Raw genomic sequence first — 23627 nt, forward strand, 5'->3', positions numbered from 1 at the left:
GAAAGCCCCAGCCGCGCGTCTTCAAAAAAGAACCTGTGCTCAAACACCGGCACCTTGGCATGTGTTTGTGTCAGCGAAATGACACCCGCCCCATCTGGACCCGAGGGCGGAAAAGCCTTACCTGTCCCTGTCAAGGAGACAGACGCATGACCAAGCCCCCCCTGACCCTGTATCTGGCCGCCCCGCGCGGGTTCTGCGCTGGTGTGGACCGCGCGATCAAGATCGTGGAAATGGCCCTGCAGAAATGGGGCGCCCCGGTCTATGTCCGGCACGAGATCGTGCACAACAAGTTCGTCGTGGACGGCTTGCGCGCCAAGGGTGCCGTCTTTGTCGAAGAGCTGGACGAATGCCCCGATGACCGGCCGGTGATCTTTTCCGCCCATGGCGTGCCCAAGTCAGTGCCCGCCGCCGCAGCCGCGCGCGAGATGCTCTTTGTCGACGCCACCTGCCCGCTGGTATCCAAGGTCCATATCGAGGCCCAGCGCCACGCCGAGGCCGGGTTGCAGATGATCATGATCGGGCACAAGGGCCACCCCGAAACCGTCGGCACCATGGGCCAGCTGCCCGAGGGCGAGGTTCTGCTGGTGGAAACGGTTGACGATGTGGCCAAGGTGCAGGTCCGCGACCCCGAAAAACTGGCCTTTGTCACCCAGACTACCCTCTCGGTGGACGACACGCGCGACATCGTGGCCGCGCTGCAGGACCGCTTCCCGGCCATCGTCGGCCCGCACAAGGAAGACATCTGCTATGCCACCACCAACCGTCAGGAGGCGGTGAAGACCGTCGCACCCAAGTCAGATGCGCTGCTGGTGGTGGGTGCGCCCAACTCCTCAAACTCGCGCCGTCTGGTCGAAGTGGCGTCCAAAGCGGGCTGCACCTATGCCCAGCTGGTGCAGCGGGCCACCGACATCGACTGGCGCGCGCTGGAAGGGATTTCCAGCATCGCCATCACCGCCGGCGCCTCTGCGCCCGAAGTCCTTGTGAACGAGGTAATCGACGCCTTCCGCGACCGTTATGACGTGACCGTCGAAACCGTCGAAACCGCCACCGAGAATGTCGAGTTCAAGGTGCCTCGCATTCTGCGCGTGCCCGCATGAGCGGCATCCCCCGCGCACCGTTAGTTCTGGGCCTGGCCGGTCTGATCCCCTTTGTATGGGGCGCGCTGACCTACCTGAGCGGAGACCTGAATGATTGGGGCAGCCGCGCGCTGGGCCCCCGGTTCGTGGGGCCCTATGTGCAGCTGTTCTATGGCGCTGTGATCCTCAGCTTCATGTCCGGCGTTCTGTGGGGTTTTGCCACCAAGACCTCGGGCAACCGGGCGGCGCTGTGTTATGGGCTGTCGGTCCTGCCGGCGCTGTGGGCGTTTTTCACCACCGGCGGCGGGCCGGTCGACGCGGGTACCAACCTGATGATCGGCTTTGCCGGTCTGCTGGTGCTGGACGCGCTGTTCTGGTCGTGGGGCCTGACCCCGCGCTGGTGGATGAAACTGCGGCTACTGCTGAGCGCCGTCGTTCTGGCCTGCCTGGCCGTTGGAGTATTCCTGTGAGCGACAAACGAACCATCGACGCCTACACAACCCGTGTGGACGACTATCTGAAAGTGCCGCTGCCGCCCGAACAGATCGAATCGCGCGCAGCATTCGCGCAGGCGGTCGGCGACGGGCTGGTGCTGGATCTGGGGTCGGGTCCGGGTTTGGACAGCGGATTCTTTCTGTGCCAGGGGCTTCGGGTTCGGGCGCTGGACGCCACACCGGCCTTTGTCGAACACGCCCGCGCAAATGGCGTGGAGGCGTATCTGGGCACGTTCGACGACGTGACCGAAACAGCCGAATACGATGGGGTCTATGCCAGCTTTTCCCTGCTGCACGCCCCGCGCGCCGATTTCCCGCGACACCTCACCGCCATCCACCAGGCCCTGAAGCCGGGCGGTGTGTTCTTTCTGGGCCTGAAACTGGGCACCGGAGAGCATCGCGACGAACTTGACCGCTACTACACCTATTTCACGCGCCCCGAGATCGAGACCGCGTTGGTCGAGGCCGGGTTCGTCATTGACCGTGTCACCACCGGTATGGGAAAGGGGCTGGCCGGATCGTATGACGGTTTCATTCTGGTGCTGGCCCATGCCTGATCTATTTGCCTATACCGATGGTGCCTGTTCCGGCAATCCCGGCCCCGGAGGCTGGGGCGTGCTGCTGCGGGCCATGAATGGCGAAACCGTCCTGAAAGAGCGCGAGTTGAGCGGCGGCGAGGCCGAGACGACCAACAACCGGATGGAGCTGCTGGCTGCGATCAGCGCGCTCGAGACATTGGAGCGGCCCTCGAAAATCACCATCGTGACCGACAGCGCCTATGTGAAAAACGGGGTGACGGGCTGGATCCACGGGTGGAAGCGCAACGGCTGGAAGACCGCAAACAAGAAGCCCGTCAAGAACGTGGACCTGTGGCAGCGGCTGGACGAAGCGCAACAGCGCCATGACGTGACCTGGGAATGGGTCAAGGGCCATGCCGGCCACCCCGAAAACGAACGCGCCGACGAACTGGCACGCGCGGGCATGTCCCCGTTCAAGCCGAAAAAGGCCCGCACATGAGTGGTCTGGCCCTGCTGGACTATACCTCGGTTTTGGTCTTTGCGCTGACCGGGGCGCTGGTGGCCAGCCGGGCGCAGCTGGACCTTGTGGGGTTTGCCTTCATCGCCTGTCTGACGGCGGTGGGCGGTGGCACGGTGCGTGATCTGCTGCTGGATCGGCACCCGGTCTTCTGGGTGGGTCAGCCCGACTATATCCTGATCGCGGTGGCGGCGGCGGTGGTCGTGTTCTTCACCGCGCATCTGGTTGAAAGCCGCTACAACTGGCTGGTTTGGCTGGACAGTTTCGCGCTGTCGATCGCCGTTGCCGCGGGCACCGGCGCGGCGCTGGCGCTTGGCCAGTCGGGCGTGATCGTGGTGTTGATGGGTGTGACCACCGGCTGCCTGGGCGGGCTGATGCGCGACGTGGTCTGCAACGAGGTGCCGCTGGTGCTCAAACAGGGCGAACTCTATGTCTCGTGCGCCTTCACGGGGGCGCTGGTGGCGGTGATGGCCACCCGTCTGGGGCTGGAGACGCTGCTGGCGCTGGGCCTTTGCGCGCTGTCCTGTTGGGCGCTGCGGGCCGGATCGCTGCTGTTCGGCTGGCAGTTGCCGGTCTACAAGGCACGCCCGCCGCGGCAATAACCGCCCGCCGGACAAGGGCAAAAGGCGCAAGGATTCATCCGATGACACGGTTGCTGATCTGCCTGCCCCTGCTGGCTGGATGCGCCGAGGACTACACGCCGCTGAGTTTCGTTGCGCGCGGGGACAAGATCATTGTGACGGGAACGATCGACCACACCTCGCTCAGCGCCTTCGAGGAGGTCATCGCCCATAATCCGGGGTTGCAGGACGCTGGTGTTGCAGAACATCGAAGGGTCGGTGGATGACGACGCCAACGTGATCTTCGGCCGCGTCGTACGGGCCGAAGGGTTCGATACCGTCGTTCCGTCAAACGGTCTGGTGGCATCGGGCGGAACCGATCTGTTTCTGGCGGGCAATCGACGGACCCTGCAACCGGGCGCCTGTGTCGGGGTCCATAGCTGGGCGGGCGGTGGGTTCATAGCCGCAGAGCTGCCGGAAGATCACCCCGAGCATGACAGGTATCTGGACTATTTCCGCGATATCGACGTGGACGGGGATTTCTACTGGTTCACTCTGGATGCGGCTTCGGCCGAGGACATGCACTGGATGACTGCGGGCGAAGCGAACCGGTTCGACATGACAACCCAGCCCGTTCAGCGCCTTGGATCCGCGGACATCTATGACGCGCGCTAGGGCCTCGGGTCAGCGCCGGAAATAGGTCTTCCAGATCCAGATCAGCAGCAGCGCGCCCAGCACCGCGCCGACGAATCCGGGCATCCAACCCATGACCGTCAGCAAGGCACGCATGATCAGCCCGCCCACCACGGCCCCGGCGATACCGATCAGCAGGGTGGTGGGGATGTCCGCCTCGATCCGCATCAGGCGGGTGGCCAGAAATCCGGCTGCGGCTCCGATGACGATCAGGGCAAGGACGGGCATCTCATTTCCTCCAATGCGTGGGCACGATGATCAAGGCCCCCACCGACGAGATCACCGCATCCAGCCCCGGCGGCCCAAAGCTGATGCCGAACATGATGCGGATAAAGTAGAACAGGAACGCCCCGCCCACGCAGATGATGATGGATTGCAGATAACCGTTGTGGGTAAAGCCCGTCACCTCGGACAGATAGCCGACGATGCCGGCAATCACTACGGTGCCCATCATCACCATGAACATCAGGACGTCTCCGAGCTGAGGCGGGTTCCGGCCGGGATCGACCAGCCCCGCAGGAAGGTTTCCCTATCCTGCGCCGCCCTGCCCGCCCGTTGCAAGCGCAGCAACTCGACCGCGTCGGTGCCGCAGGCCACGCGCAGCTCGTCGTCCAGTACCTCGCCCGGCACGCCCTGCCCGTCCGACAGGCGCGAGGCGAGCAGCTTGACGCGCTCGCCCTCGATCTCGGTCCAGGCGCCGGGAAAGGGCGACAGGCCACGGATCCGGCGATCGACCTCGACAGCGGGGCGCGACCAGTCCACGCGGGCCTCGGACTTGTCGATTTTTGCGGCATAGGTCACGCCGACCTCGGGCTGCGGTTCGGGGGTTAGCTCGGGCAGGCGGTTCAGTGCCTGCACGATCAGATCGGCGCCCATCGCCGACAGGCGGTCATGCAGCTGGGCGGTGGTTTCCTCGGCTCCGATCGGGGTGGCCTGACGCAGCAGAACGGGGCCGGTGTCCAGACCGGCCTCCATCTGCATGATGCAGATGCCGGTCTCGGCATCGCCCGCCATGATCGCCCGGTGGATCGGCGCGGCCCCGCGCCAGCGCGGCAGCAGGCTGGCGTGGATGTTCAGGCAGCCATGCCGGGGCGCGTCCAGAATCGGCTGCGGCAGGATCAGCCCATAGGCCACGACCACCGCCACATCGGCCTTCAGCGTGGCAAAGGCTGCCTGTTCCTCGGGCGATTTCAGCGAGGTGGGATGGCGCACCGGCAGGCCCAGCGCCTCGGCGCGGGCATGCACCGGCGTGGGCCGGTCCTTCTTGCCGCGACCGGCCGGGCGCGGGGGCTGGCAATAGACGGCGGCGATCTCATGCCCGGCCTGCACCAACGCATCCAGCACCGGCACCGAAAACTCGGGCGTTCCCATGAAGATGACGCGCATGCCGCCCTACCCCGCTTTTTTCGCCTTGCGCAGCAGCATGTCGCGTTTGACCTTGCTGAGACGGTCGAAATACATCCGACCGTTCAGATGGTCGATCTGGTGCTGCACGCTGGTGGCTTCGATGCCGACGAAATCGCGCTGGTCGATCTCGCCTTTTTCATTGAGGAATCGGACCGTCACCGCACGCGGACGTTTGATCTTGGCCGACACGCCCGGCAAGTTCGGGCTGGCCTCGTCATGCTCGCGCAGCTCGATCGAGCTGTGCAGAATTTCGGGGTTGGCCAGGCGCACCGCGCGGCCACGCTCGGTCGAGCCATCCACGACCGCCAGCCGCAGCATCACGCCGATCTGGGGCGCCGCTAGGCCGACGCCGGGCATTGCCTCCATCGTGTCGATCATGTCGTCCCAGATGGCGCGGATCTCATCGGTGATCTCGGTTACCGGCTCGGCCTTGGTGCGCAGGCGCTTGTCGGGCCACGGCAGGCAGGGACGGACGGTCATGCGCGGGCCAGCTCACGCTTGAGCTTGACCATCTTGCGCGTGATCATCTGCCGTTTCAGCGGCTTGAGATAGTCGATGAACAGCTTGCCGTTCAGGTGGTCGATCTCGTGCTGCACGCAGGTGGCCCAGAGCCCGTCGAAGGTTTCGCGCTGCGCCTTGCCGTTCTGGTCCATCCAGGCGACCTCGACCTCGGCCGGGCGGGTAACCTCGGCGAACTGATCGGGGATCGACAGGCAGCCTTCCTCGTAGACACTGGTCTCATCCGAGGCCGAGATGATCTCGGGGTTGAACATCACCAGCGGGCGGGGGGTGGCGCCTTCCTCCTTGACGCAATCCAGCACGATCAACCGTTCCAGCACGCCGATCTGGGGCGCGGCCAGCCCAATGCCCGGCGCGTCATACATGGTTTCCAGCATGTCGTCGGCCAGCGCGCGCAGCTCGTCCGACAGGTCGTCCACGGGCGCACAGACCTTTTTCAGGCGGGGATCGGGATGGATCAGGATGTTGCGTTTCATGGGGCTGATTTAGGTCATCGCGGGCGCGGCCGCAACGCCCCCCTTGCACCGGGCGAATTTCCCGATAGCTTTCAAGCCAACAAATGGAGCAGACATGACTTTCAACGACCTGATCGACCGCCGGGGCACCTTCAGCTCGAAATGGGACAAGATGGAGCAGCTGTTCGGCGTCTCGCCCGAGGACGGGCTGGCCATGTGGACCGCCGATTCCGACTATGCCACCGCGCCCTGCGTGATCGACGCGGTGCGCCGGGCGGCCGATCACGGGGTGTTCGGCTATTCCTGGCAGCACCCGGCCTATCTGCAGGCGGTGCAGTGGTGGATGCAGAACCGCCACGACTGGGCGATCGAGACCGATTGGGTTCTGACAACACAGGGTCTGGGCAACGCCATCGCGCTGAGCCTCGATGTGTGGAGCGAACCGGGGGACGGAGTGGTGATCTTCACGCCGGTCTACCACGAGTTTGCGCACAAGGTGAACAAGACCGGCCGCCGGGTGGTGGAATGCCCGCTGGTGCGGGCCGGCGATACCTATGAGATCGACCTGGACGACGCACAGTCGCGGCTGGACGGGTCCGAACGGATGTTGATCTGGTGTTCGCCGCAGAACCCGTCCGGGCGGGTTTGGACAGTGGACGAGCTGCGTGCGGTGGCGGCCTTTGCCGAACGCAACGGGCTGATCCTGATCTCGGACGAGATCCATCACGATCTGGTCTATCCGGGCCACAAATTCGTGCCGATGGACGTGGCCGCGCCGGATGCGCGGCCCTGGACGGTGACGCTGACAGCGGCGTCCAAGACCTTCAACATCGCAGGCCAGCGCACCGGCAACATGATCATTCCAGACGACACGCTGAGGGCGCAGATGCGCCACCGGCTGAACACTTTGGACTATGACCCCAGCGCACTTGGCGTGGCCATGATCACCGCGGCCTACACGCCGGAAGGCGCCGAATGGGTGGATGCCCAGATCGACCATCTGAACGGCAACCGTGCGCTGTTCGATGAGACGATTTCCGAGATCCCCGGCCTGTGGTCGATGCCCCTGCAGGCGACCTACTTGGCCTGGGTCGATTTCTCGGGCACCGGAATGAACCATGCCGAATTCGTGCGGCGTCTGCGGCAGGACGCACGGATCGCCACCTCACCCGGGCCAGGTTTTGGCACTGGGGGCGAGACGTTCGAACGCTTCAACCTGGCCACCCAACGCACGCGGGTCGAAGAGGCCTGCACGCGGTTGAAGGCGGCCTTCAGCGATTTGCAGTAGACTTGGCAGGCCTACTCCGCCGGCCCGAGCAGGGCAATCGGGGCGTCGGGGTCACGCGCATAGTCCAGTGGCGCAGTGTCGACATGGGCCGTGCTGCGTTTGAACTCATACCGCATTTCCGGGCCTTCAGTATCTGCCGCAATGATCAGGCACTGATACAGATGCCGCGCTCCGTCATAGATGTCGACCAGCCCGCGCAGGCGCGGCGTGGTATCAGATTCGACCGTGAACCCGTCCTTCCACAATCTGAGGACTCTGTAGGTTTTGTCGCCCACTTCCACCCGCAAACGGCTGGCCTTCTTCAGGGCGGCGATTCGGGCGGCGTCCAATTCCGCGCTGATTTCCTTGGAAACATAGGTACTCATGAAAAACTCCCCCGGTTGCCGATTCCATTCTGACCTCATTTTCTTAAAAATCCAGTGAACTTGGTCGCATGAGCGCGGGCGGCGTTGTGCATCCGCGCAGGGACCTTGCGCGCTGAACCTCATAGGAACGAAGGACTATGCGTCTTATCATTGTGGCCAGACGCAAAGTGGAGGAGCCGGGATGGGCCTTTTGATCGACGGCGTGTGGCACGACAAATGGTATGACACAAAATCCACCGGTGGGGCCTTCAAACGCTCGGCCGCCCAGTTCCGCAACTGGATCACAGCCGACGGCCGCCCCGGCCCGTCGGGCAAGGGCGGGTTCAAGGCCGAAGCCGACCGGTATCACCTTTATGTCAGTCTGGCCTGCCCCTGGGCGCATCGCACGCTGATCTTTCGTCAGCTTAAGGGGCTGCAGGACCTGATCACAGTATCGGTCGTTCATCCCGACATGCTGGAGCACGGCTGGACCTTCCAGACGGACGACCACGGCGCCACCGGAGACACGCTCTATGGCCTGGACTATGCCTATCAGGTCTACACCCGCGCCGATCCGCAGTATTCGGGCCGGGTGACGGTACCGATCCTTTGGGACAAGGCGCAACAGACCATCGTGTCGAACGAAAGCTCCGAGATCATCCGCATGTTCAATGCGGCCTTCGACGAAATCACCGGCAACACCGACGACTACTGGCCCGCCGAAATGCGCGACGCGATCGAAGAGGTCAACGCGCGGGTCTATTCAAACGTGAACAACGGTGTCTACAAGTCGGGCTTTGCAACCACGCAAGAGGCCTATGACACGGCCGTGCACCCCCTGTTCGACACGCTGGACTGGCTGGAGGACCGGCTGTCCACGAACCGTTATCTGATGGGGGATCGCCTGACCGAGGCCGACTGGCGCCTGTTCACGACCCTGATCCGGTTTGACCCGGTCTATCACCTGCATTTCAAATGCAACCGCAGACGGCTGATCGACTATCCCAACCTGTGGGCCTACACGCGCGAGCTGTATCAGTGGCCGGGGGTGGAAGGCACAGTGAACCTGCATCACATCGTGCGGCACTATCACTACAGCCACGACAGCATCAATCCGCACCGGATCATCCCGATCAACCCGGTTCTGGACTATTGGCAGCCGCACGGACGCGATCAGCGCCCCGCTGCGTAGTGTTCGACCATGGCCGCCAGATCCTCGGGCGGCGTGTTGCTCTGGACATAGGCACAGGCGTTCGAACTGTGCGCAAAGATAGACCCGTCCGAGAAGAAGGTGGTATTGGTGACAAAGATCACCCGCGCGTCCGGCCGGCGATAGTTGGCAAAATCCGCCACGGCCAGCGCGCTGCCGGACTCCAGCACCAAATCCAGAATGATGACTTCGAACGGCGTCGCATACAGCGCCAGGATCGCGGTCTCCTGGCTGTCAACCAGCGTTACCTCGGCACCCTGGCGTTCCAGGTGCCGCTGCCACACCCGACCGAGGTCAGGGTTACTCTCAACAATCAAAACTTTCATTTGCAACAACCTTGGCACTTGATACAGTCCGAAGTGCCATCCCCTACGCCCCTGATCCCGCGATTTCGTTAACAAAGTGTTAACGGCCACTTCCACATTTCCAGAACGGGCGGATTCCCTTGTAAATTCGGCGTGAATCCGCTTGAACCTGGGTAAATCGCGCGAACAGGCAAGAAAACGCATGACGGACAGCATCCAGGATTTGAACCCGCGCAACCAGCGCGACCATGGCGGCGGCCTGGACCAAACCATCGCCAGCCATGGCGGTGCGCGAGCGGAATGGATCGACCTGTCGACCGGGATCAACCCGCATCCTTATCCTATGGCGGACCTCATGCCTGAAGACTGGACCGCCCTGCCGGATCACGGGGCCTTTGCCCGGCTCAGCGATGCGGCCCGTCGCTTCTGGGGCGTGCCGGAGGGCGCGGCAATCCTGCCCGCGCCGGGCGCCTCGGCCCTGATCGCGCGGATCCCGGCACTGGCCCCCGTTGGTGCGGTCCAGATCACCACGCCTACCTACAACGAACATGCTGCCGCCTTTGCCGCGCAGGGCTGGAGGGTGCAGCCTGACGGTCCGGCGCCGGCACGGGTGATCGTGCATCCCAACAATCCCGACGGCCGGATTTGGCAGGCCGAGGATGCCGACGCGCCACTGACCGTGATCGACGAAAGCTTTTGCGACGTGACGCCCGAGGCATCTCTGATCCGCCTGTCGGAACGCTCCGGCGTGATCGTTCTGAAAAGCTTTGGCAAGTTCTGGGGTCTTGCGGGCCTGCGACTGGGCTTTGCCATCGGGGACCCCAACCTGATCGCGCGTCTGAACGATCTGATCGGCCCCTGGGCGGTGTCCGGCCCGGCCCTGCGCATCGGCGCGCAGGCCTTGAATGACACAGCCTGGGCCGAGGCCACACGCGCCCGGCTGGTCCGTGATGCGGATCGACTAGATACGCTGATGACTGGCAAGGGCGCGCATTTGGTCGGCGGCACCACCCTGTTCCGCCTGTATGACGTGGACGATGCCGCCGCCTGGCAGGACCGGCTGGCACAGGCCCATATCTGGAGCCGCATCTTCCCCTATTCCGACCGGTTCCTGCGGCTGGGCCTGCCCCCCGAGCATGGCTGGTTGCGGCTCGAGGCGGCGCTGTGAGCGCCGCGCTGACGCTGGCCCTGGCGATGCTGCTGGACGCCGCATTGGGCGAGCCCGACTGGCTGTGGTCGCGCCTGCGGCACCCGGCGGTGCTGATGGGCAACGCCATCGGCTGGCTGGACCGCCATCTGAACCACGGCACGCATCGACGGGCCAAGGGCGTGTTCGTCGCCCTTCTGCTGCTCTTGAGCGGCTGGGTGGTCGGTGCGGCGCTGACATGGCTTGGCTGGGTGGTCGAGGTCGTGGTCTGTGCGATCCTGTTGGCGCAGAACTCTCTGGTGGCGCATGTCCGCGCCGTGGGCGTCGCACTGCGGCAGTCCCTGCCCGAGGGCCGCGCCACGGTTGCGATGATCGTGTCGCGCGACACCTCGCAGATGACCGAGGCACAGGTGGCGCGCTCGGCCATCGAAAGCGCCGCCGAGAACCTGAGTGATGGGGTGATCGCCCCCGCCTTCTGGTTCTTGCTGGGCGGCCTGCCGGGGTTGCTGGTCTACAAGGCGGTGAACACCGCCGACAGCATGATCGGGTACCGCAACGACACGTACCGAGACTTCGGCTGGGCCGCCGCCCGGCTGGACGATCTGCTGAACCTGATCCCGGCGCGGCTGACTTGCCTGATGATCGTGGCCCTGTCGGGGCAGTGGCGCCAATGGCGGGCCATCTTGGCGGACGCGCGGCGCCACATCTCGCCCAATGCCGGCTGGCCAGAGGCCGCAATGGCCCGCGCGCTGGACGTGGCACTGGCCGGGCCGCGCAGCTATGGCGGGCAGATGCGCGATCTGGCCTGGGTCAACGGCGAAGCCCGGCGCTCGATCGGCGCAACGGAGGTTTTCCGCGCGTGCAGAATGCTTTGGCAGGTTTGGGGGCTTGCGTTGGCGGGGCTGACGGTGTGGGTTGTTCTGAACACAGTTTTCTGAGGATGGTTTTCGTCATGCGCATTGTCTCGGGCCTTGTGGCCGCTTGCCTGTTCGCTGCCCCGGCCCTTGCACAATGCGGCGGCGGCTTCAGCGCCTTCGTTCGCGGGCTGAAGGCCGAAGCGGTGCAGCAGGGGTTCGATACGGCCACGGTCGATGCGTTCTTCAACGGTGTGCAACAGGACCCCAAGGTGCTGAAGGCCGACCGGGCACAGGGCGTGTTCCAGAAACCGTTCATCGAATTCTCGCGCCGCCTGATCTCGCAGGACCGGATCAGGCGCGGCCAGGCGATGGCGCAGAAATACGACGCCGTGTTCGACCGGATCGAGGCCGAATACGGTGTGTCGCGCGGGGTCCTGCTGGCCTTCTGGGCGTTCGAGACGGATTACGGCGCCTTCCAGGGCGATTTCAACACCCGCAATGCTTTGGTGACGCTGGCCCATGATTGCCGCCGCCCCGAGCTGTTCCGGCCGCAGATCTTCGCCGCGATCGAGCTGTTCCGGAACGGCGATTTCGACCCGAACCGCACCACCGGCGCCTGGGCGGGCGAGATCGGCATGGTGCAGATGCTGCCCCGTGACATTCTGGAAAACGGCGTGGACGGTGATGGCGACGGGCATGTGCGGTTGAAAACGTCGGCCCCCGATGCACTGATGTCCGGGGGCAAGATGTTGTCGCATCTGGGTTGGCAGCCGGGTCAGCCCTGGCTGCAGGAGGTCACCGTGCCTGCGCAAATGGACTGGTCGCTGAGCGGGCCGGGCAAACCGCGCCCGGTGTCAGACTGGCAGGCGATGGGTGTGCAGGCGCGTAGCGGGTCGCTGGCCAACCTGCCGGCCTCGCTGATCCTGCCGCAGGGGCGCAAGGGGCCGGCCTTTCTGGCCTATCCAAATTTCGATGTCTATTTCGAGTGGAACCAGAGCTTTGTCTATGTCCTGACCGCGGCCTATTTCGGAACGCGTCTCGAGGGCGCACAAGTCTATGCTGCGGGCAACCCCGAACCGGGCCTGACCGGCGCTCAGATGAAGCAGCTGCAGGCCAAGCTGCAGGCGCGCGGGCACGACGTGGGCAAGATCGACGGTATTCTTGGCGCCGGTACGCGGGCCGCAGTTCAGGCCGAGCAGGCCCGGCTGGGCCTGCCCGCAGATGCTTGGCCAACGGTGGATCTGCTGAACCAGCTCTGAGCGGGCGCGGCACAGGAAAGGCCAGTGCGAAGCCAACCGCTCGAACCGGCGGCCCGATGACCGACGGCAGAAAACGGTTGATCCGACGGCGCGGCATCCGCTTAACTTCCAGAGGTGAAAAGTTTCCCGGACCGGATCGCAGGGGCGGACGCGGCGATCCGCACTCGGTGCGGCCCGGCTGAAATCGGGCAAGCACCCTGCCCGGCTGTCTGGAGGTTGGTGTGATCCGTGTTCTGAGTGTTCTGCTGTGTCTTGGTGTCGGGCCGGCATTCGCCGCCCCCAACTGCGCCGAGGGTCCGGTACCCAACTTGCAAGGATTTGACATTCCCGCGCCGCCTGATCCCGGCGACACCGCGCAGCCTGCAGCAGTCGTTGTACCCTCTGACATTGTCCGCACGCCCGTCGCAGTCTCGCCCCGCCCTGCCTTACGACCGTGCAAGTTTTCCAAGATCGGAGAGGGCCGCCAGCGCATGCGCGAACGTGGCGCCTTGTGCGATGACTGGACCATCGTTGGCGAACCTCGCAGACGCTTCGCCGGAACGTACCGGGGCTGCGGCATCGGCCGCCCGGTTCAGGTCCACAGCATGTCGGACATCCGACTGAGCCAGAAGGCGTTGATGGATTGCCGAACGGCAATCACCCTCAATACATGGATCGAGACCATGGCCAAACCGGCCTTTGCAGATCTGGGCGGCGGATTGGACGAGGTCCGGCTTGTCGGACACTATTCCTGCCGGACGCAGAACAACCACCGCTATGCGCCTTTGTCCGAACATGCGCGCGGTCGGGCCGTAGACATTTCGGCGTTTCAACTCAGGGATGGCACGATCGTGTCCGTGCGGGATGGGTGGAATACACTGGAATTCGGCCCCATTCTACGCCGCCTACATCGTGAAGCCTGCGGGCTGTTCGGTACCGTGCTCGGCCCGGCGGCGGACAAGTACCACCGTGATCACTTCCACTTCGACACGGCTCAGCGCCGCAAGGGGGCGCTGTGCCGCTAGCATCCGGCCAAAGCCATGCACTGCCAGGCTCCACGCATCGGGGCCGAGCCCGATGGATCTGAACGCCATGACATCAAGGCCGCACCGGGAATCGTTCGCCTTTTTCGGTGATCAGAATCAGCCGGTCTTTGTTGCGCACATACAGATCGCAGCGGTCGAACCCATTTCGATACTGCACACAGATGCTGCCATCAGCGGCGATGCTGTAGGTCCCGAAGGCCGTTCCGCCGCCATTGGCCGCTGAATAGGTATAGGAATAAGACCCACCGGCCGAGTATTTCGACTGACCGTCGTCATGGAAGGTCAGCGTGCGGCCTGCCAACGCATCCAGTTCAGCGGGGCTCAAGGGGACGTCGCCGGGGCGGGTGGCCCATTCGGCAGCCCAGAGAGGCGAGGCGGCGCAAGCCGCGCCGATCAGCAACAGATGTTTCATGCGGCCAGCCTAGCCCGGCCCGGCACGATCGCGGAATAACGTTGCGGTGAGCGGTCAGGCGACCATCTGCTCGGCCTTCTTCAGATCGACCGAGACCAGTTGGCTGACGCCCTGTTCCTGCATGGTCACGCCGAACAGACGGTCCATCCGAGCCATGGTCACCGCGTGGTGGGTGATGATCAGGAACCGCGTGTCGGTCTGGCGGCACATCTCGTCCAGCAGATCGCAGAACCGGGTCACGTTGGCATCGTCCAGCGGCGCGTCGACCTCGTCCAGCACGCAGATCGGCGCCGGGTTGGCCAGAAACACCCCGAAGATCAGTGCGGTGGCGGTCAGGGTCTGTTCCCCGCCCGACAGCAGGCTGAGCGTCGACAGCTTCTTGCCGGGCGGTTGGCACATGATCTCGAGCCCCGCATCCAGCGGGTCGTCGCTCTCGACCATCACTAGGTTGGCCTCGCCGCCACCGAACAGATGCTTGAACAGCATGGCGAAGTTCGCGTTGACCTGCTCGAATGCGGTCAGCAGGCGCTCGCGGCCCTCACGGTTGAGGCTGGCGATACCGCTGCGCAGCGCCTTGATCGCTTCTTCAAGATCGGATTTCTCGCTGTTGAGCGTGTCGAACTCCTCCTGAACCTCCTTGGCATCCTCCTCGGCGCGCAGGTTCACCGCACCCATCGCGTCGCGCTGGCGCTTGTGGCGGTTCACCTCTGCTTCCAGGGCATCGGCGGCGGGCATGTCGTCAGGGTTCACGTCCAGCTGGTTCAACAGCTGGTTCGGTGTCAGTTGCTGATCCTCGGCGATGCGCTCGGCGGCGGCGGCGACACTTTCCTTGGCCGCCTCGGACCGCGCCTCGGCCGCGGCGCGGGCTTCGCGCGCCTCCGAGGCCTTGCGCTCGGCTTCGCGCTCAGCCAGCACGGCTTCGCGTTGCAGGGTTTCGGCATGGACCAGCTTGTCGGTGGCCTCGGCGCGGCGGGCCTCGGCGGCCTCGATCATCTCGTTCAGCTCTTCGCGCGCCTCGGCGATCTCGGCGGGCGCGGCCATCGCCTCGGTCAGCTCTTCTTCCGAGCTGGCTTTGCGCTCGGCCAGCTCGGCGATGCGCTTCTCGGCGGTTTCCAAGCGGTGTTTCCAGCCGCTCAGGTCCTTGGCCACCTCCTGCGCGCGGCGGGTGCGGGCCTCGCCTTCGCGACGCAGCTCGTCATGGGTCGAGCGGTGCGTCAGCATGGTGATCCGCGCGGCCTCGACCGTCTGCTTGATGTCCTCGACCCGGGCGCGGGCGGTGTCCAGATCGCCCAGTTCGGCCAGCGCGGCCTCGGCCTCGCGCAGTTGGGCACGGGCCGCCATCGCATCCTGCTTGTGGCGATCGACCGCAAGCGTCAGGTTCTCCAGCTTGCCCTGCGCCAAGTTGCGGTCGGCCTCGGCCCGGCTGAGCGCGCGGGCGGCTTCGGCCATGCGCTGATCGGCGGCGCGGCGGGCCTCGCGGGCGCGACGGTCTGCCTCGGTCACCTCGGCCAGTTGCCGCGACAGGGCCTCGTGCGCGGCGCGGGCGCCGTCGGCCTGCGCTTCGACCTGCGCCAGCTGCTGTTTCAGCACCTCGAGCTTGTTGAGCTGCTCCAGCCGCAGCGCCGCGGCGCTGGGGGCATCCTCGGCCCAGGCGCGGAACCCGTCCCAGCGCCATAGATCGCCCGAGCGCGACACCAGCCGCTGGCCGGGTTTCAACAAAGGTTGCAGCCGCGCGCCCTGATCCGCGTCGATCAGGCCGATCTGTGCGATGCGACGGCTGAGACGGTCCGGCCCCGATACGTGCAGCGCCAGCGGCTCGGCCCCGTCCGGCAAAGGCTGATCGGCGTCATAGCCCGGCACCTGCACCCAACCCGACGGCCCATCGCCTTCGACCAGCGGGGCGCGGAGGTCATCCGCCAGCGCGGCCCCCAGCGCCTTTTCAAAGCCCGGCTCGACCCGAAGCAAGTCCAGCACCTGTCCGCCCTCGGCGGTGTCGCGCTCGACCAGCTTGGCCAGCGCAGTGGTCTCGGCCCGGATCGCCCCCAGCTCGCCCTCGGCCTCAGACCGTTGGGCGCGGGCCTCGGCCTCGCGCGCCTGGGTCTCGCCGCGCAGTTCGTCGGCGGCGGCCAGCGCTTCTTCGGCGGCTTCGGCGGCCTCGCGCGCCTCTTCCTCGGCGGCTTGCGCGGCCTCGAACGCTTCGTCGGCGCGGGTCAGCGCGGCGCGGGCCTCGGCAACGGCCGCGCGGGCCTTTTCCTCTTCGGCCTCTGAGCGTGCCAGCGTCTTGCGGCTGTCCTCGACCAGGCGCTGCGCCGATTGGTGACGCGCGACCAGACGAGCGGTGTCCTCGGTCTCCTGCGCCAGCAGATCCTCGCGCTCCTGCAGAACCGCGGCGGCCTCTCGGGCAATTTCGGCGGCTTCGGCCAGCTTGTCGTCATGGCCCTCGGCGGCCTTGGCCAGTTCGCGGGCCTCCCATTCCAGCCGTTCGATCATCTCGCCTGCGTCGCGGTTCAAACCGGTTTCCCGCTCGATGTCGCGGCCCAGTTGCTGGATGCGGGCAGTCAGGGTTTCGATGGTCTGGCGCGCGCGGGTTTCCTGATCGGACAGCTGATCGCGCTGCACCTGCTGGCGCTGCAGGACGGCGGCGGCGATGGCCTCCTCCTCGCGCAGAGGCGGCAGGGTTTCTTCGATCTCGGCGCGTTTCGCGCTGGCGGCGCGGGCCTCGGCCTCGGCGCGCGCGGCTTCGGTGATGCGGTCACGCAGACGCTCTTCGGCCTGCTGGCGGGCCATGTCGGCCTCTTTCCAACGGCGATACAGCAACATGCCTTCGGCTTGGCGCAATTGCTCGCCGATCTCGCGATACCGCGCGGCCTGACGGGCCTGGCGCGCCAGCTGCGCCAGCTGCGTGCCCAACTGTTCCAGAACGTCATCGACGCGGGTCAGGTTGGCCTCGGTGCCTTTGAGCTTCAGTTCGGCCTCATGCCGGCGCTGGTATAGGCCCGAGATACCGGCGGCTTCTTCCAGAATGCGGCGGCGAGCGCGGGGTTTGGCGTTGATCAGCTCGGCGATCCGGTTCTGCCCCACCAGCGCGGGCGAATGCGCGCCGGTCGAAGCATCGGCGAACAGCATCTGCACGTCGCGGGCGCGCACGTCTTTGCCGTTGGCCTTGTAGGCGCTGCCCACGTCGCGGGTGATGCGGCGCACGATTTCGATCTGATCGCTGTCGTTGAACCCGGCCGGAGCCAGACGTTCCGAGTTGTCCATGGTCAGGACGACCTCGGCGAAGTTGCGCGCCGGACGGGTGGCGGCACCGGCAAAGATCACGTCCTCCATAGCACCGCCGCGCATCGATTTGGGGCGGTTCTCGCCCATCACCCAACGCAGCGCCTCGAGCAGGTTGGACTTGCCGCAGCCGTTGGGCCCCACAACACCGGTCAACCCGTCGGCGATGATCAGATCGGTCGGATCGACAAAGCTTTTGAAGCCGGTGAGTTTGAGTTTGGTAAAGCGCAAAGGCCGGTTTCCATGATTCCCGTTCCTTCAAAGTCTGGACAAGGGAATGGCCGCGAGTCAACGAAGTTGCGCAGGATATGGGATATTGGGCCAAGTTATCCACAATATCTTGCTGATTTGGGCGGAATCGCGCGGATTTAATAAGGCGAACACTCGAACACCTGGTATCCGGTGTCCGATCCGCTTTCATAGGTTCCAAAGTCGATGCATTCATAGTTGGTCGGCGTGACCGCAGCCATCAGCAGCCGGTCCGACGCCCTGCGGTCGCAGGCCAGGATTCCCACGGTCACCGCCGCGTCGCCCAGCACATCGGCGACCGGACAGCCCGAGACCTGCGCCATGGCCAAGGCGGCCCGATCTCGGACCGGCCCCAGCCGCGGGGCATATTGGCTGTTGATGCGGACCGCCTCTGCGAGGTCACCGCGCCGGCGCACGTCGAACACACTGCCGTTTATGGCCACGCGGGTTGCGGGCAGGTCACGGAAATGGGGCGTGCCGGCCGAGCAGCCGGCCAGCAACAGCAAGGCGAGGAACCGGATCATGCCGCAGCTTTGCGGCAAAATGGTTAACGAAAGCTTTCCCGAACTTACCCGCGCAGGACCGTGCCCAACCGGGCAATGCCCTCGGCAATCCTGGCCTCGTCCGAGTTGGAGAAACTCAGCCGGATCGTATTGGCGCCGCTGCCATCTGGGTGAAAGGCCTGTCCGGGCACAAAGGCGACCTTGACCGTCTCAAGCGCGCGGGCCAGTAGCTGTGCGCCATCCGAGCCGGGCGGCAGGGTCAGCCAGATGAACATGCCACCCTCGGGCCGGGTCCATTGCACGCCTTCGGGCATGTGCCGTTCCAACGCCGCTAGCATCGCGTCGCGGCGCGCGCGGTAGGTTGCGCGCACTTTCGGGATGTGGCTGTCGAAACAGGTTTGGGCAACTTGGTGCACGGCCATCTGGTTGATGGTGGCCGAATGCAGGTCGGCGGCCTGTTTCATCAACACAAGCTGCGAGATGACGGGCCGCGCCGCCACGACCCAGCCAACTCGCAACCCGGGCGACAGAGTCTTGGAAAAACTGCCGCAATAGATGGTTCGGCACGCTTGCAGATCGCCCTTCCGCTCCAGTTCCAGCGCAAGGATCGGTGGAATCGCCTGCCCGTCATAGCGCAGGGCCTGATAGGCACCGTCCTCGATTAGGGCGCAGTTCAACTCCTCGGCCAAATCCAAAAGGGCCTCACGCCCCAGCCGATCGACGGTCTCGCCGGTCGGGTTGGCAAAGTCGGGCGACAGATAGGCGTATTTGACCGCCCCCGGCCCCGCCGCGGCCCGATATTGCGCCGCGCCCGCGTTGCCGCCTGCGCGCAACCGGTCAAAGCGAGGCTCATAGGCGTTAAAGGCCGCCAAGGCTCCCAGATATGTCGGCCATCCGATCAGCGCCGTGTCGCCGGGCGACAGGAACAGCTTGCCCAGATAGTCCAGCGCCTGTTGCGAGCCCGAGGTGATCAGAACATCATCGGGGCCGCAGTCGATGCAGATCTGACGCATGTGGTCGGCGATCCATTCCCGCAACGGCAGGTACCCTTCGGACACGGAATACTGCAGCGCCTGCGCGCCGCTGCCAGCCCCAAACGCCTGTTGGAATGCCTGGGCAAAGGCCTCGGCCGGAAACAGCGCCGGGTCGGGGATACCGCCGGCAAAGGAAATGATGCCGGGTTGATCCAGCAGTTTCAGCAGCTCTCGGATTTCAGACGCCTTCATTCGCGCGGCGCGCGTGGCAAATAGCTGATGCATGGGCCGAGCCTCCTCCGCTGGGTCGGACCGACGCTATGACCTCCGCGCTTAAAGTCAATAATACTGACCTATTGTTTCAGGCAATGTGATCGCGGCCCGTTCTTGCGCGGGCCGGGCTTGTGTGGTCATATGATTTGACCAATTTCCAGCGATGTTCCGATGCCCTTTCAGAAAGTCCAGACCGAGAAACTGTCCCTGGCCGTCGTCAAACAGATCGAGCTGCTGATCCTGCGCGGGATCCTGCGCCCCGGTGAACGCCTGCCGCCCGAGCGCGAACTGGCCGACCGACTGGGCGTATCGCGCCCGTCGCTGCGCGAGGCGATCTCGCAACTGCAGGATCAGGGCCTGCTGTCTGCCAAGGCCGGGTCGGGCATCTATGTGGCCGAGGTTCTGGGCTCGGCCTTTTCTCCGGCGCTGATCCGTCTGTTCAGCAGCCATGACGAGGCCGTGTTCGATTACCTTTCCTTCCGGCGCGACATGGAAGGTTTGGCGGCCGAACGCGCCGCGCGTCTGGGCTCGGACAGCGACCTGAAGGTGATCCAAGCGATTTTCGACAAGATGGAGGCCGCCCATGCCCGCAACGCGGCCGATGACGAGGCCCATCTGGACGCGCAGTTCCACATGGCGATCATCGAAGCCAGCCACAACGTGGTGATGCTGCACATGATGCGGTCGATGTTCGATCTGTTGCGGCAGGGCGTGTTCTACAACCGCCAGATCATGTTCCACCAGCGCACCACGCGCGACGCAATCCTGAACCAGCACAGGGCAATCAACACAGCCCTTCAGGCCCGCGACCCCGAGGCCGCCCGGCAGGCGGTGGAACAGCACCTGAGCTTCGTCCAACGCTGCATGCAGGACCAGCAGAAAGCGCAGCGCAACGAACGTATCGCGCGCCAGCGCCTGGAACACGAAACCGCCGGGCGTTAAGCGCCAGTTGTCAGATCCGATGCAACTTTCGCATCAGTCTGTGCTTCCACAGCTGGGGTCGCGCAAAAGGCTTGGGGTCGCATTTACGCAGATCGGGAAAGGTCGCTTCGGCCTCTTTGCGGGTCCGCAACTTGAGTGGTTCGTCGAGGATACGGCGGACCAGATCATCCTGCGGCACGACCGAAGCGCGCTCGGCACCGATCACCTCGAGCATTTCGGCATGGTAGGCTTCGATATCTTCCGACCGTTGTCCGTTGCGGAACCTGAACGCGCCAATTTGCTCATGAACGGACAACATCGTTGTATGCTTCGAAAACCTCAGCCACAGTTCTCCGTCCACGGCAAGGCGGAGCGACTCGTTCAACCTACCGCCTGCGACTTCCCACAGGCTGCGGCGCCAGAAAGTCGATTCCTGCTGAATCCATTGATAGTCGGCCGCAAGAAACCGCGTATGGGTCACAAGTCGCGGGCGGTGGATGCTCAAAACCTGATCGGCCTCGTCGATACAGGTCACCCGACCGGTCAACCATTCTACCGAGGAATTGAACGCAAATATCGAGCCCACAAGTGACAGACTTCCGGGCAACAGGACATCGTCCGAGTTGATCCATCCCATCACATCTCCGGTCGACACCGCAAAGCCCCGATTTATTGCGTGGGCTTGTCCGTCATCCGGTTCGGACAGAACCGTAGAGAAGAAATTGCGGTACCTCTCGACGATTTCGAGGGACCCATCCGTACTGCCGCCATCCGAAAGGATCAGTTCGAGGTCTGGATAATTCTGATCGATGACAGACCGAATCGTGCGTTCGAGAAACTCGGCGCAATTGAGGTTCGGGATCACAACGCTGATCCGGGGCAGTCGTGTCATGTGTTACTCGTGGCTCAATCGGGCAAGCCTTGAAACGTGTTAATATGATGAACCTACAGTATCCGATAAAACGGCGAGGGCAAATTCTGCCCCCGCCGAAACTCCTACAACCGTCGAGGAAGTCTGAGACGCGTTCGCCACCAGGAGCCGAGACCGCCTCTGCGCCGGATCAATGCAGTTTCTGCGCCACGGTCGAGATGGCCTCATCGATCAGTTTGTTGGCCTGGGCCGCGGTCATCTGCTTGGCCAGTACCGACTGTGCGGCGACGACAGCCGCTGCGACGGCCTGATCGCGAACCTCTTTGACCGCTGCGGCCTCAGCCGAGGCGATCTGATCCTGAGCAGCCGCAAGGCGACGGGCAATCGACTTCTCAAGGTCGGCCTTGGCCTGCTCGGCCGCCAGAACCGCGTCTTCCTTGGCCGCGGCCACGATGGCATCAGCCTGGGCCTGCACCTCGCGCTGCTTGCGCTCGTACGAGGCCAGCAGGCCGCGCGCTTCTTCGTGCAAGGCGCGGGCTTCGTCCAGTTCGGCCTGGATGCCCTGGGCGCGATTGTCCAGCGCCCCGCCGATCATGCCGGGCACCTTGAAATAGAACAGCACCGCGATGAAGACGATGAAGCCCAGCAACACCACGAAGTCGGTGTTGCCCAGCGAGAAGAACGGGCCGCTTGCGGCAAAGGCCGGGCTGGCGGCGCCCGCAGTCAGGACAAGGGCAAGGATGTTCCGCATGTCACTTATCCTTTCAGCTGTGCTTCTACGGCACCTGCGATGGCATCGGCATCCGCCTTGCCGCCCAGTGCGGTGACCAGCTCGGCCGCCACGTCCTTGGCAACCACTTGAATGCTTTCCAGCGCTCCGGCCTGGATCTCGGCAATCGCCTTTTCGGACTCGGCCGCCTTGGCCGCGATTTCCGCGTCAGCCTTGGCGATCGCGTCATCCAGATCCGCCTGGATTTCGGCGCGGGCTTCGGCCGCAATCCGCTGCGCCTCGGCACGGGCATCGGCCAGCGCCTTGTTGTAGGCTTCTTCGGCCTCGACCGCTTTGGCCTTCAGGTCTTCGGCCGCGGCCAGGTCGTTGGTAATGGTCCCCTGACGCTCGGCCAGGATCGCCGCGATGCGCGGCAGGGCCACGCGGGACAGAACCAGAAAGATGACGACCAGCGTAACGACGAGCCAGAAGATCTGGTTCGGGAACCAGTCGAAGCAAAGCTGCGGCATCCCGATGGCAGAGCCATGAGAGTCGACGCAGGTTCCTACTGCTCCGGTTGTTTCAGTCGCCATGATGTCCTCCGTCGGAACGTTGTCTTTACAACAGGTGGGCCGCTATGGCTTGGGCCCACCTGCGCGTAAGGATCAGGTTCCGCAGATTATACGGCGAACATCAGCAGCAGCGAGACCAGGAATGCGAAGATCCCCAGGGCTTCTGCGAATGCGATACCGATGAACAGGGTTGCGGTCTGCGAAGCAGCCGCCGAGGGGTTGCGCAGAGCGCCGGCCAGGAAGTTGCCAGCCACGTTGCCCACCCCGATTGCGGCCGCGCCGGAACCGATTGCTGCCAGGCCTGCGCCGATGTGTGCGAGATCGCCTTCCATGATGTATCTCCTTACGAATTGGAAGTTTCGATTTTGGGTTATCGTTCCTGTGCCGGGGTCACACCCCGATCAGTGATGCGGATGCAGAGCGTCCTTCAGGTAAACACAGGTCAGAATGGTGAATACGTAGGCCTGGATGAAGGCCACCAGGACCTCGAGGCCATACATCGCGGTGATCGCCAGAACCGACACAGGCGAGATCGCGGCAATCGCGGCGAAACCGGCGAAAACCTTGATCACGGCGTGGCCCGCCATGACGTTGCCCGCAAGACGGATCGAGTGGCTGACCGGACGCACGAAATACGAGATCAGTTCGATGATCGCCAGGATTGGGCGGAGGGCCAGCGGTGCGCTCGACACCCAGAACAGGCTGAGGAACCCGGCGCCGTTCTTGACAAAGCCCAGCACGGTCACGGTCAGGAACACCGCCAGCGCGAGCACCACGGTCACAGCGAAATGCGAGGTGGTGGTGAACGACATGGGCAGCAGGCCCAGGAAGTTCGCGGTGACGATGAACATGAACAGGGTCATGACATAGGGGAAGAACTTGACGCCTTCCTTACCGCAGATGTCTTCCAGCATCTTGTAGATGAAGCCATAGGCCAGTTCGGCGATCGACTGCATGCGGGTCGGGACGATGGCGCGCTTCGAAGTGCTCAGCACCAGCAGACCGATGATGGCCAGAACCGCGAAGAACAGCCACAGGGTCACGTTGGTGGGCGTGTACCAGGCGATCGTGTCGCCGCCGAACAGCGGCTTGACGATGAACTGGTCCATGGGATGGAACACCAGGCTGCTGCCTTCTGCTGCGTGTTCTGCGCCTGCGGCGCCGTGTGCTGCGGTGGTCTCGCTTGCCAC

Annotated in this window: 30 protein-coding genes; 14 read left to right on the forward strand and 16 right to left on the reverse strand. The window is 64.4% G+C overall.

Features of this window, described 5'->3' with window-relative positions:
- The first annotated feature begins 146 nt into the window (after positions 1–146).
- The 7 genes from ispH to AC2FM3_RS04255 are packed head-to-tail and all read left to right on the forward strand — an operon-like array spanning position 147 to position 3840.
- Positions 147–1097, forward strand: a complete 951-nt coding sequence (ispH, locus tag AC2FM3_RS04225; protein WP_496679295.1) for a 4-hydroxy-3-methylbut-2-enyl diphosphate reductase — start codon at positions 147–149, stop codon at positions 1095–1097.
- Positions 1094–1546 carry a DUF3429 domain-containing protein gene (locus AC2FM3_RS04230; protein WP_496679296.1) on the forward strand — a complete coding sequence of 151 codons (453 nt, stop codon included), beginning with the start codon at positions 1094–1096 and terminating at the stop codon, positions 1544–1546. Before ispH ends, AC2FM3_RS04230 begins: the two co-directional genes overlap by 4 nt.
- Positions 1543–2127: a class I SAM-dependent methyltransferase gene (locus AC2FM3_RS04235; protein ID WP_496679298.1), complete on the forward strand. Its 585-nt coding sequence runs from the start codon at positions 1543–1545 to the stop codon at positions 2125–2127. The genes AC2FM3_RS04230 and AC2FM3_RS04235 overlap by 4 nt, the downstream gene beginning before the upstream one ends.
- Positions 2120–2587, forward strand: a complete 468-nt coding sequence (gene rnhA / locus AC2FM3_RS04240; RefSeq protein WP_496679301.1) for a ribonuclease HI — start codon at positions 2120–2122, stop codon at positions 2585–2587. Before AC2FM3_RS04235 ends, rnhA begins: the two co-directional genes overlap by 8 nt.
- Positions 2584–3207 carry a trimeric intracellular cation channel family protein gene (locus AC2FM3_RS04245; protein ID WP_496679303.1) on the forward strand — a complete coding sequence of 208 codons (624 nt, stop codon included), beginning with the start codon at positions 2584–2586 and terminating at the stop codon, positions 3205–3207. Before rnhA ends, AC2FM3_RS04245 begins: the two co-directional genes overlap by 4 nt.
- Before the next feature lie 41 nt (positions 3208–3248).
- Positions 3249–3452 carry a hypothetical protein gene (locus AC2FM3_RS04250; protein WP_496679304.1) on the forward strand — a complete coding sequence of 68 codons (204 nt, stop codon included), beginning with the start codon at positions 3249–3251 and terminating at the stop codon, positions 3450–3452.
- Positions 3424–3840, forward strand: a complete 417-nt coding sequence (locus tag AC2FM3_RS04255) for a hypothetical protein (RefSeq protein WP_496679306.1) — start codon at positions 3424–3426, stop codon at positions 3838–3840. Before AC2FM3_RS04250 ends, AC2FM3_RS04255 begins: the two co-directional genes overlap by 29 nt.
- A 9-nt stretch (positions 3841–3849) precedes the next feature.
- Here the strand turns inward: AC2FM3_RS04255 and AC2FM3_RS04260 are convergent, their stop codons facing one another.
- The 5 genes from AC2FM3_RS04260 to def (AC2FM3_RS04280) are packed head-to-tail and all read right to left on the reverse strand — an operon-like array spanning position 3850 to position 6260.
- Positions 3850–4086, reverse strand: coding sequence for a GlsB/YeaQ/YmgE family stress response membrane protein (locus AC2FM3_RS04260; RefSeq protein WP_149776373.1), 237 nt, complete (start codon positions 4084–4086; stop codon positions 3850–3852).
- Between the two features lies 1 nt (position 4087).
- On the reverse strand, positions 4088–4324 hold the full coding sequence (locus AC2FM3_RS04265) for a hypothetical protein (RefSeq protein WP_005981317.1): 237 nt from the start codon (positions 4322–4324) through the stop codon (positions 4088–4090).
- The gene (fmt, locus tag AC2FM3_RS04270) at positions 4324–5244 is read right to left on the reverse strand and encodes a methionyl-tRNA formyltransferase (RefSeq protein ID WP_496679310.1); all 921 of its coding nucleotides are present in this window, start codon (positions 5242–5244) and stop codon (positions 4324–4326) included. The genes AC2FM3_RS04265 and fmt overlap by 1 nt, the downstream gene beginning before the upstream one ends.
- A gap of 6 nt (positions 5245–5250) precedes the next feature.
- Complete coding sequence (gene def, locus AC2FM3_RS04275) at positions 5251–5745, reverse strand: peptide deformylase (RefSeq protein ID WP_496679312.1); 495 nt, start codon at positions 5743–5745, stop codon at positions 5251–5253.
- Positions 5742–6260 carry a peptide deformylase gene (def, locus tag AC2FM3_RS04280; RefSeq protein ID WP_005981311.1) on the reverse strand — a complete coding sequence of 173 codons (519 nt, stop codon included), beginning with the start codon at positions 6258–6260 and terminating at the stop codon, positions 5742–5744. Before def (AC2FM3_RS04280) ends, def (AC2FM3_RS04275) begins: the two co-directional genes overlap by 4 nt.
- A gap of 94 nt (positions 6261–6354) precedes the next feature.
- Between def (AC2FM3_RS04280) and AC2FM3_RS04285 the strand changes: the two genes are divergently transcribed.
- Positions 6355–7527, forward strand: coding sequence for a MalY/PatB family protein (locus AC2FM3_RS04285; RefSeq protein ID WP_496679317.1), 1173 nt, complete (start codon positions 6355–6357; stop codon positions 7525–7527).
- 11 nt (positions 7528–7538) lie between these two features.
- On the opposite strand, the gene AC2FM3_RS04290 is transcribed toward AC2FM3_RS04285, so the two are convergent.
- Entirely contained in the window at positions 7539–7892 is a 354-nt protein-coding gene (locus tag AC2FM3_RS04290) for a hypothetical protein (RefSeq protein ID WP_496679319.1), read from the reverse strand.
- A gap of 181 nt (positions 7893–8073) precedes the next feature.
- Here AC2FM3_RS04290 and AC2FM3_RS04295 point away from each other — a divergent pair, with 181 nt between their 5' ends.
- A complete protein-coding gene (locus tag AC2FM3_RS04295) occupies positions 8074–9063 on the forward strand; it encodes a glutathione S-transferase family protein (protein ID WP_496679321.1) in 990 nt (329 codons plus the stop codon).
- On the opposite strand, the gene AC2FM3_RS04300 is transcribed toward AC2FM3_RS04295, so the two are convergent.
- Complete coding sequence (locus AC2FM3_RS04300) at positions 9045–9407, reverse strand: response regulator (protein ID WP_490359939.1); 363 nt, start codon at positions 9405–9407, stop codon at positions 9045–9047. The genes AC2FM3_RS04295 and AC2FM3_RS04300 overlap by 19 nt on opposite strands.
- A 181-nt stretch (positions 9408–9588) precedes the next feature.
- Here AC2FM3_RS04300 and AC2FM3_RS04305 point away from each other — a divergent pair, with 181 nt between their 5' ends.
- From AC2FM3_RS04305 to AC2FM3_RS04320, 4 genes are all read left to right on the forward strand, one after another.
- A complete protein-coding gene (locus AC2FM3_RS04305) occupies positions 9589–10554 on the forward strand; it encodes a threonine-phosphate decarboxylase (RefSeq protein WP_496679322.1) in 966 nt (321 codons plus the stop codon).
- Positions 10551–11471, forward strand: a complete 921-nt coding sequence (cbiB, locus tag AC2FM3_RS04310) for an adenosylcobinamide-phosphate synthase CbiB (RefSeq protein ID WP_496679324.1) — start codon at positions 10551–10553, stop codon at positions 11469–11471. Before AC2FM3_RS04305 ends, cbiB begins: the two co-directional genes overlap by 4 nt.
- Positions 11472–11485: 14 nt before the next feature.
- Positions 11486–12649, forward strand: coding sequence for a lytic murein transglycosylase (locus tag AC2FM3_RS04315; RefSeq protein WP_496679325.1), 1164 nt, complete (start codon positions 11486–11488; stop codon positions 12647–12649).
- A gap of 470 nt (positions 12650–13119) precedes the next feature.
- Positions 13120–13653 (forward strand): extensin-like domain-containing protein, encoded by a 534-nt coding sequence (locus tag AC2FM3_RS04320; protein WP_496679326.1) that lies wholly within the window; start codon positions 13120–13122, stop codon positions 13651–13653.
- Between the two features lie 73 nt (positions 13654–13726).
- On the opposite strand, the gene AC2FM3_RS04325 is transcribed toward AC2FM3_RS04320, so the two are convergent.
- The 4 genes from AC2FM3_RS04325 to AC2FM3_RS04340 all read right to left on the reverse strand — a co-directional run bounded on the left by AC2FM3_RS04325 (position 13727) and on the right by AC2FM3_RS04340 (position 19376).
- The gene (locus tag AC2FM3_RS04325) at positions 13727–14086 is read right to left on the reverse strand and encodes a hypothetical protein (RefSeq protein ID WP_496679328.1); all 360 of its coding nucleotides are present in this window, start codon (positions 14084–14086) and stop codon (positions 13727–13729) included.
- 54 nt (positions 14087–14140) lie between these two features.
- Complete coding sequence (locus tag AC2FM3_RS04330; RefSeq protein WP_496679330.1) at positions 14141–17596, reverse strand: chromosome segregation SMC family protein; 3456 nt, start codon at positions 17594–17596, stop codon at positions 14141–14143.
- A gap of 137 nt (positions 17597–17733) precedes the next feature.
- Positions 17734–18138, reverse strand: coding sequence for a hypothetical protein (locus AC2FM3_RS04335; protein WP_496679332.1), 405 nt, complete (start codon positions 18136–18138; stop codon positions 17734–17736).
- A 44-nt stretch (positions 18139–18182) separates the two neighbouring features.
- Positions 18183–19376, reverse strand: a complete 1194-nt coding sequence (locus tag AC2FM3_RS04340; RefSeq protein ID WP_496679333.1) for an aminotransferase-like domain-containing protein — start codon at positions 19374–19376, stop codon at positions 18183–18185.
- Between the two features lie 159 nt (positions 19377–19535).
- Here AC2FM3_RS04340 and AC2FM3_RS04345 point away from each other — a divergent pair, with 159 nt between their 5' ends.
- A complete protein-coding gene (locus AC2FM3_RS04345; protein WP_496679335.1) occupies positions 19536–20306 on the forward strand; it encodes an FCD domain-containing protein in 771 nt (256 codons plus the stop codon).
- A 10-nt stretch (positions 20307–20316) separates the two neighbouring features.
- Here AC2FM3_RS04345 and AC2FM3_RS04350 read toward each other — a convergent pair whose 3' ends face one another.
- The 5 genes from AC2FM3_RS04350 to AC2FM3_RS04370 form a co-directional block, all read right to left on the reverse strand.
- Positions 20317–21177, reverse strand: coding sequence for a glycosyltransferase family 2 protein (locus AC2FM3_RS04350; protein ID WP_496679338.1), 861 nt, complete (start codon positions 21175–21177; stop codon positions 20317–20319).
- Between the two features lie 169 nt (positions 21178–21346).
- Entirely contained in the window at positions 21347–21907 is a 561-nt protein-coding gene (locus AC2FM3_RS04355) for a F0F1 ATP synthase subunit B (RefSeq protein ID WP_496679339.1), read from the reverse strand.
- A 5-nt stretch (positions 21908–21912) separates the two neighbouring features.
- Positions 21913–22458 carry a F0F1 ATP synthase subunit B' gene (locus AC2FM3_RS04360; protein WP_496679340.1) on the reverse strand — a complete coding sequence of 182 codons (546 nt, stop codon included), beginning with the start codon at positions 22456–22458 and terminating at the stop codon, positions 21913–21915.
- Between the two features lie 86 nt (positions 22459–22544).
- Positions 22545–22769, reverse strand: coding sequence for a F0F1 ATP synthase subunit C (locus AC2FM3_RS04365; protein ID WP_005981269.1), 225 nt, complete (start codon positions 22767–22769; stop codon positions 22545–22547).
- 69 nt (positions 22770–22838) lie between these two features.
- A complete protein-coding gene (locus AC2FM3_RS04370) occupies positions 22839–23627 on the reverse strand; it encodes a F0F1 ATP synthase subunit A (protein WP_496679342.1) in 789 nt (262 codons plus the stop codon).

It is taken from the genome of Ruegeria sp. BHSB172 (genome assembly GCF_059613165.1).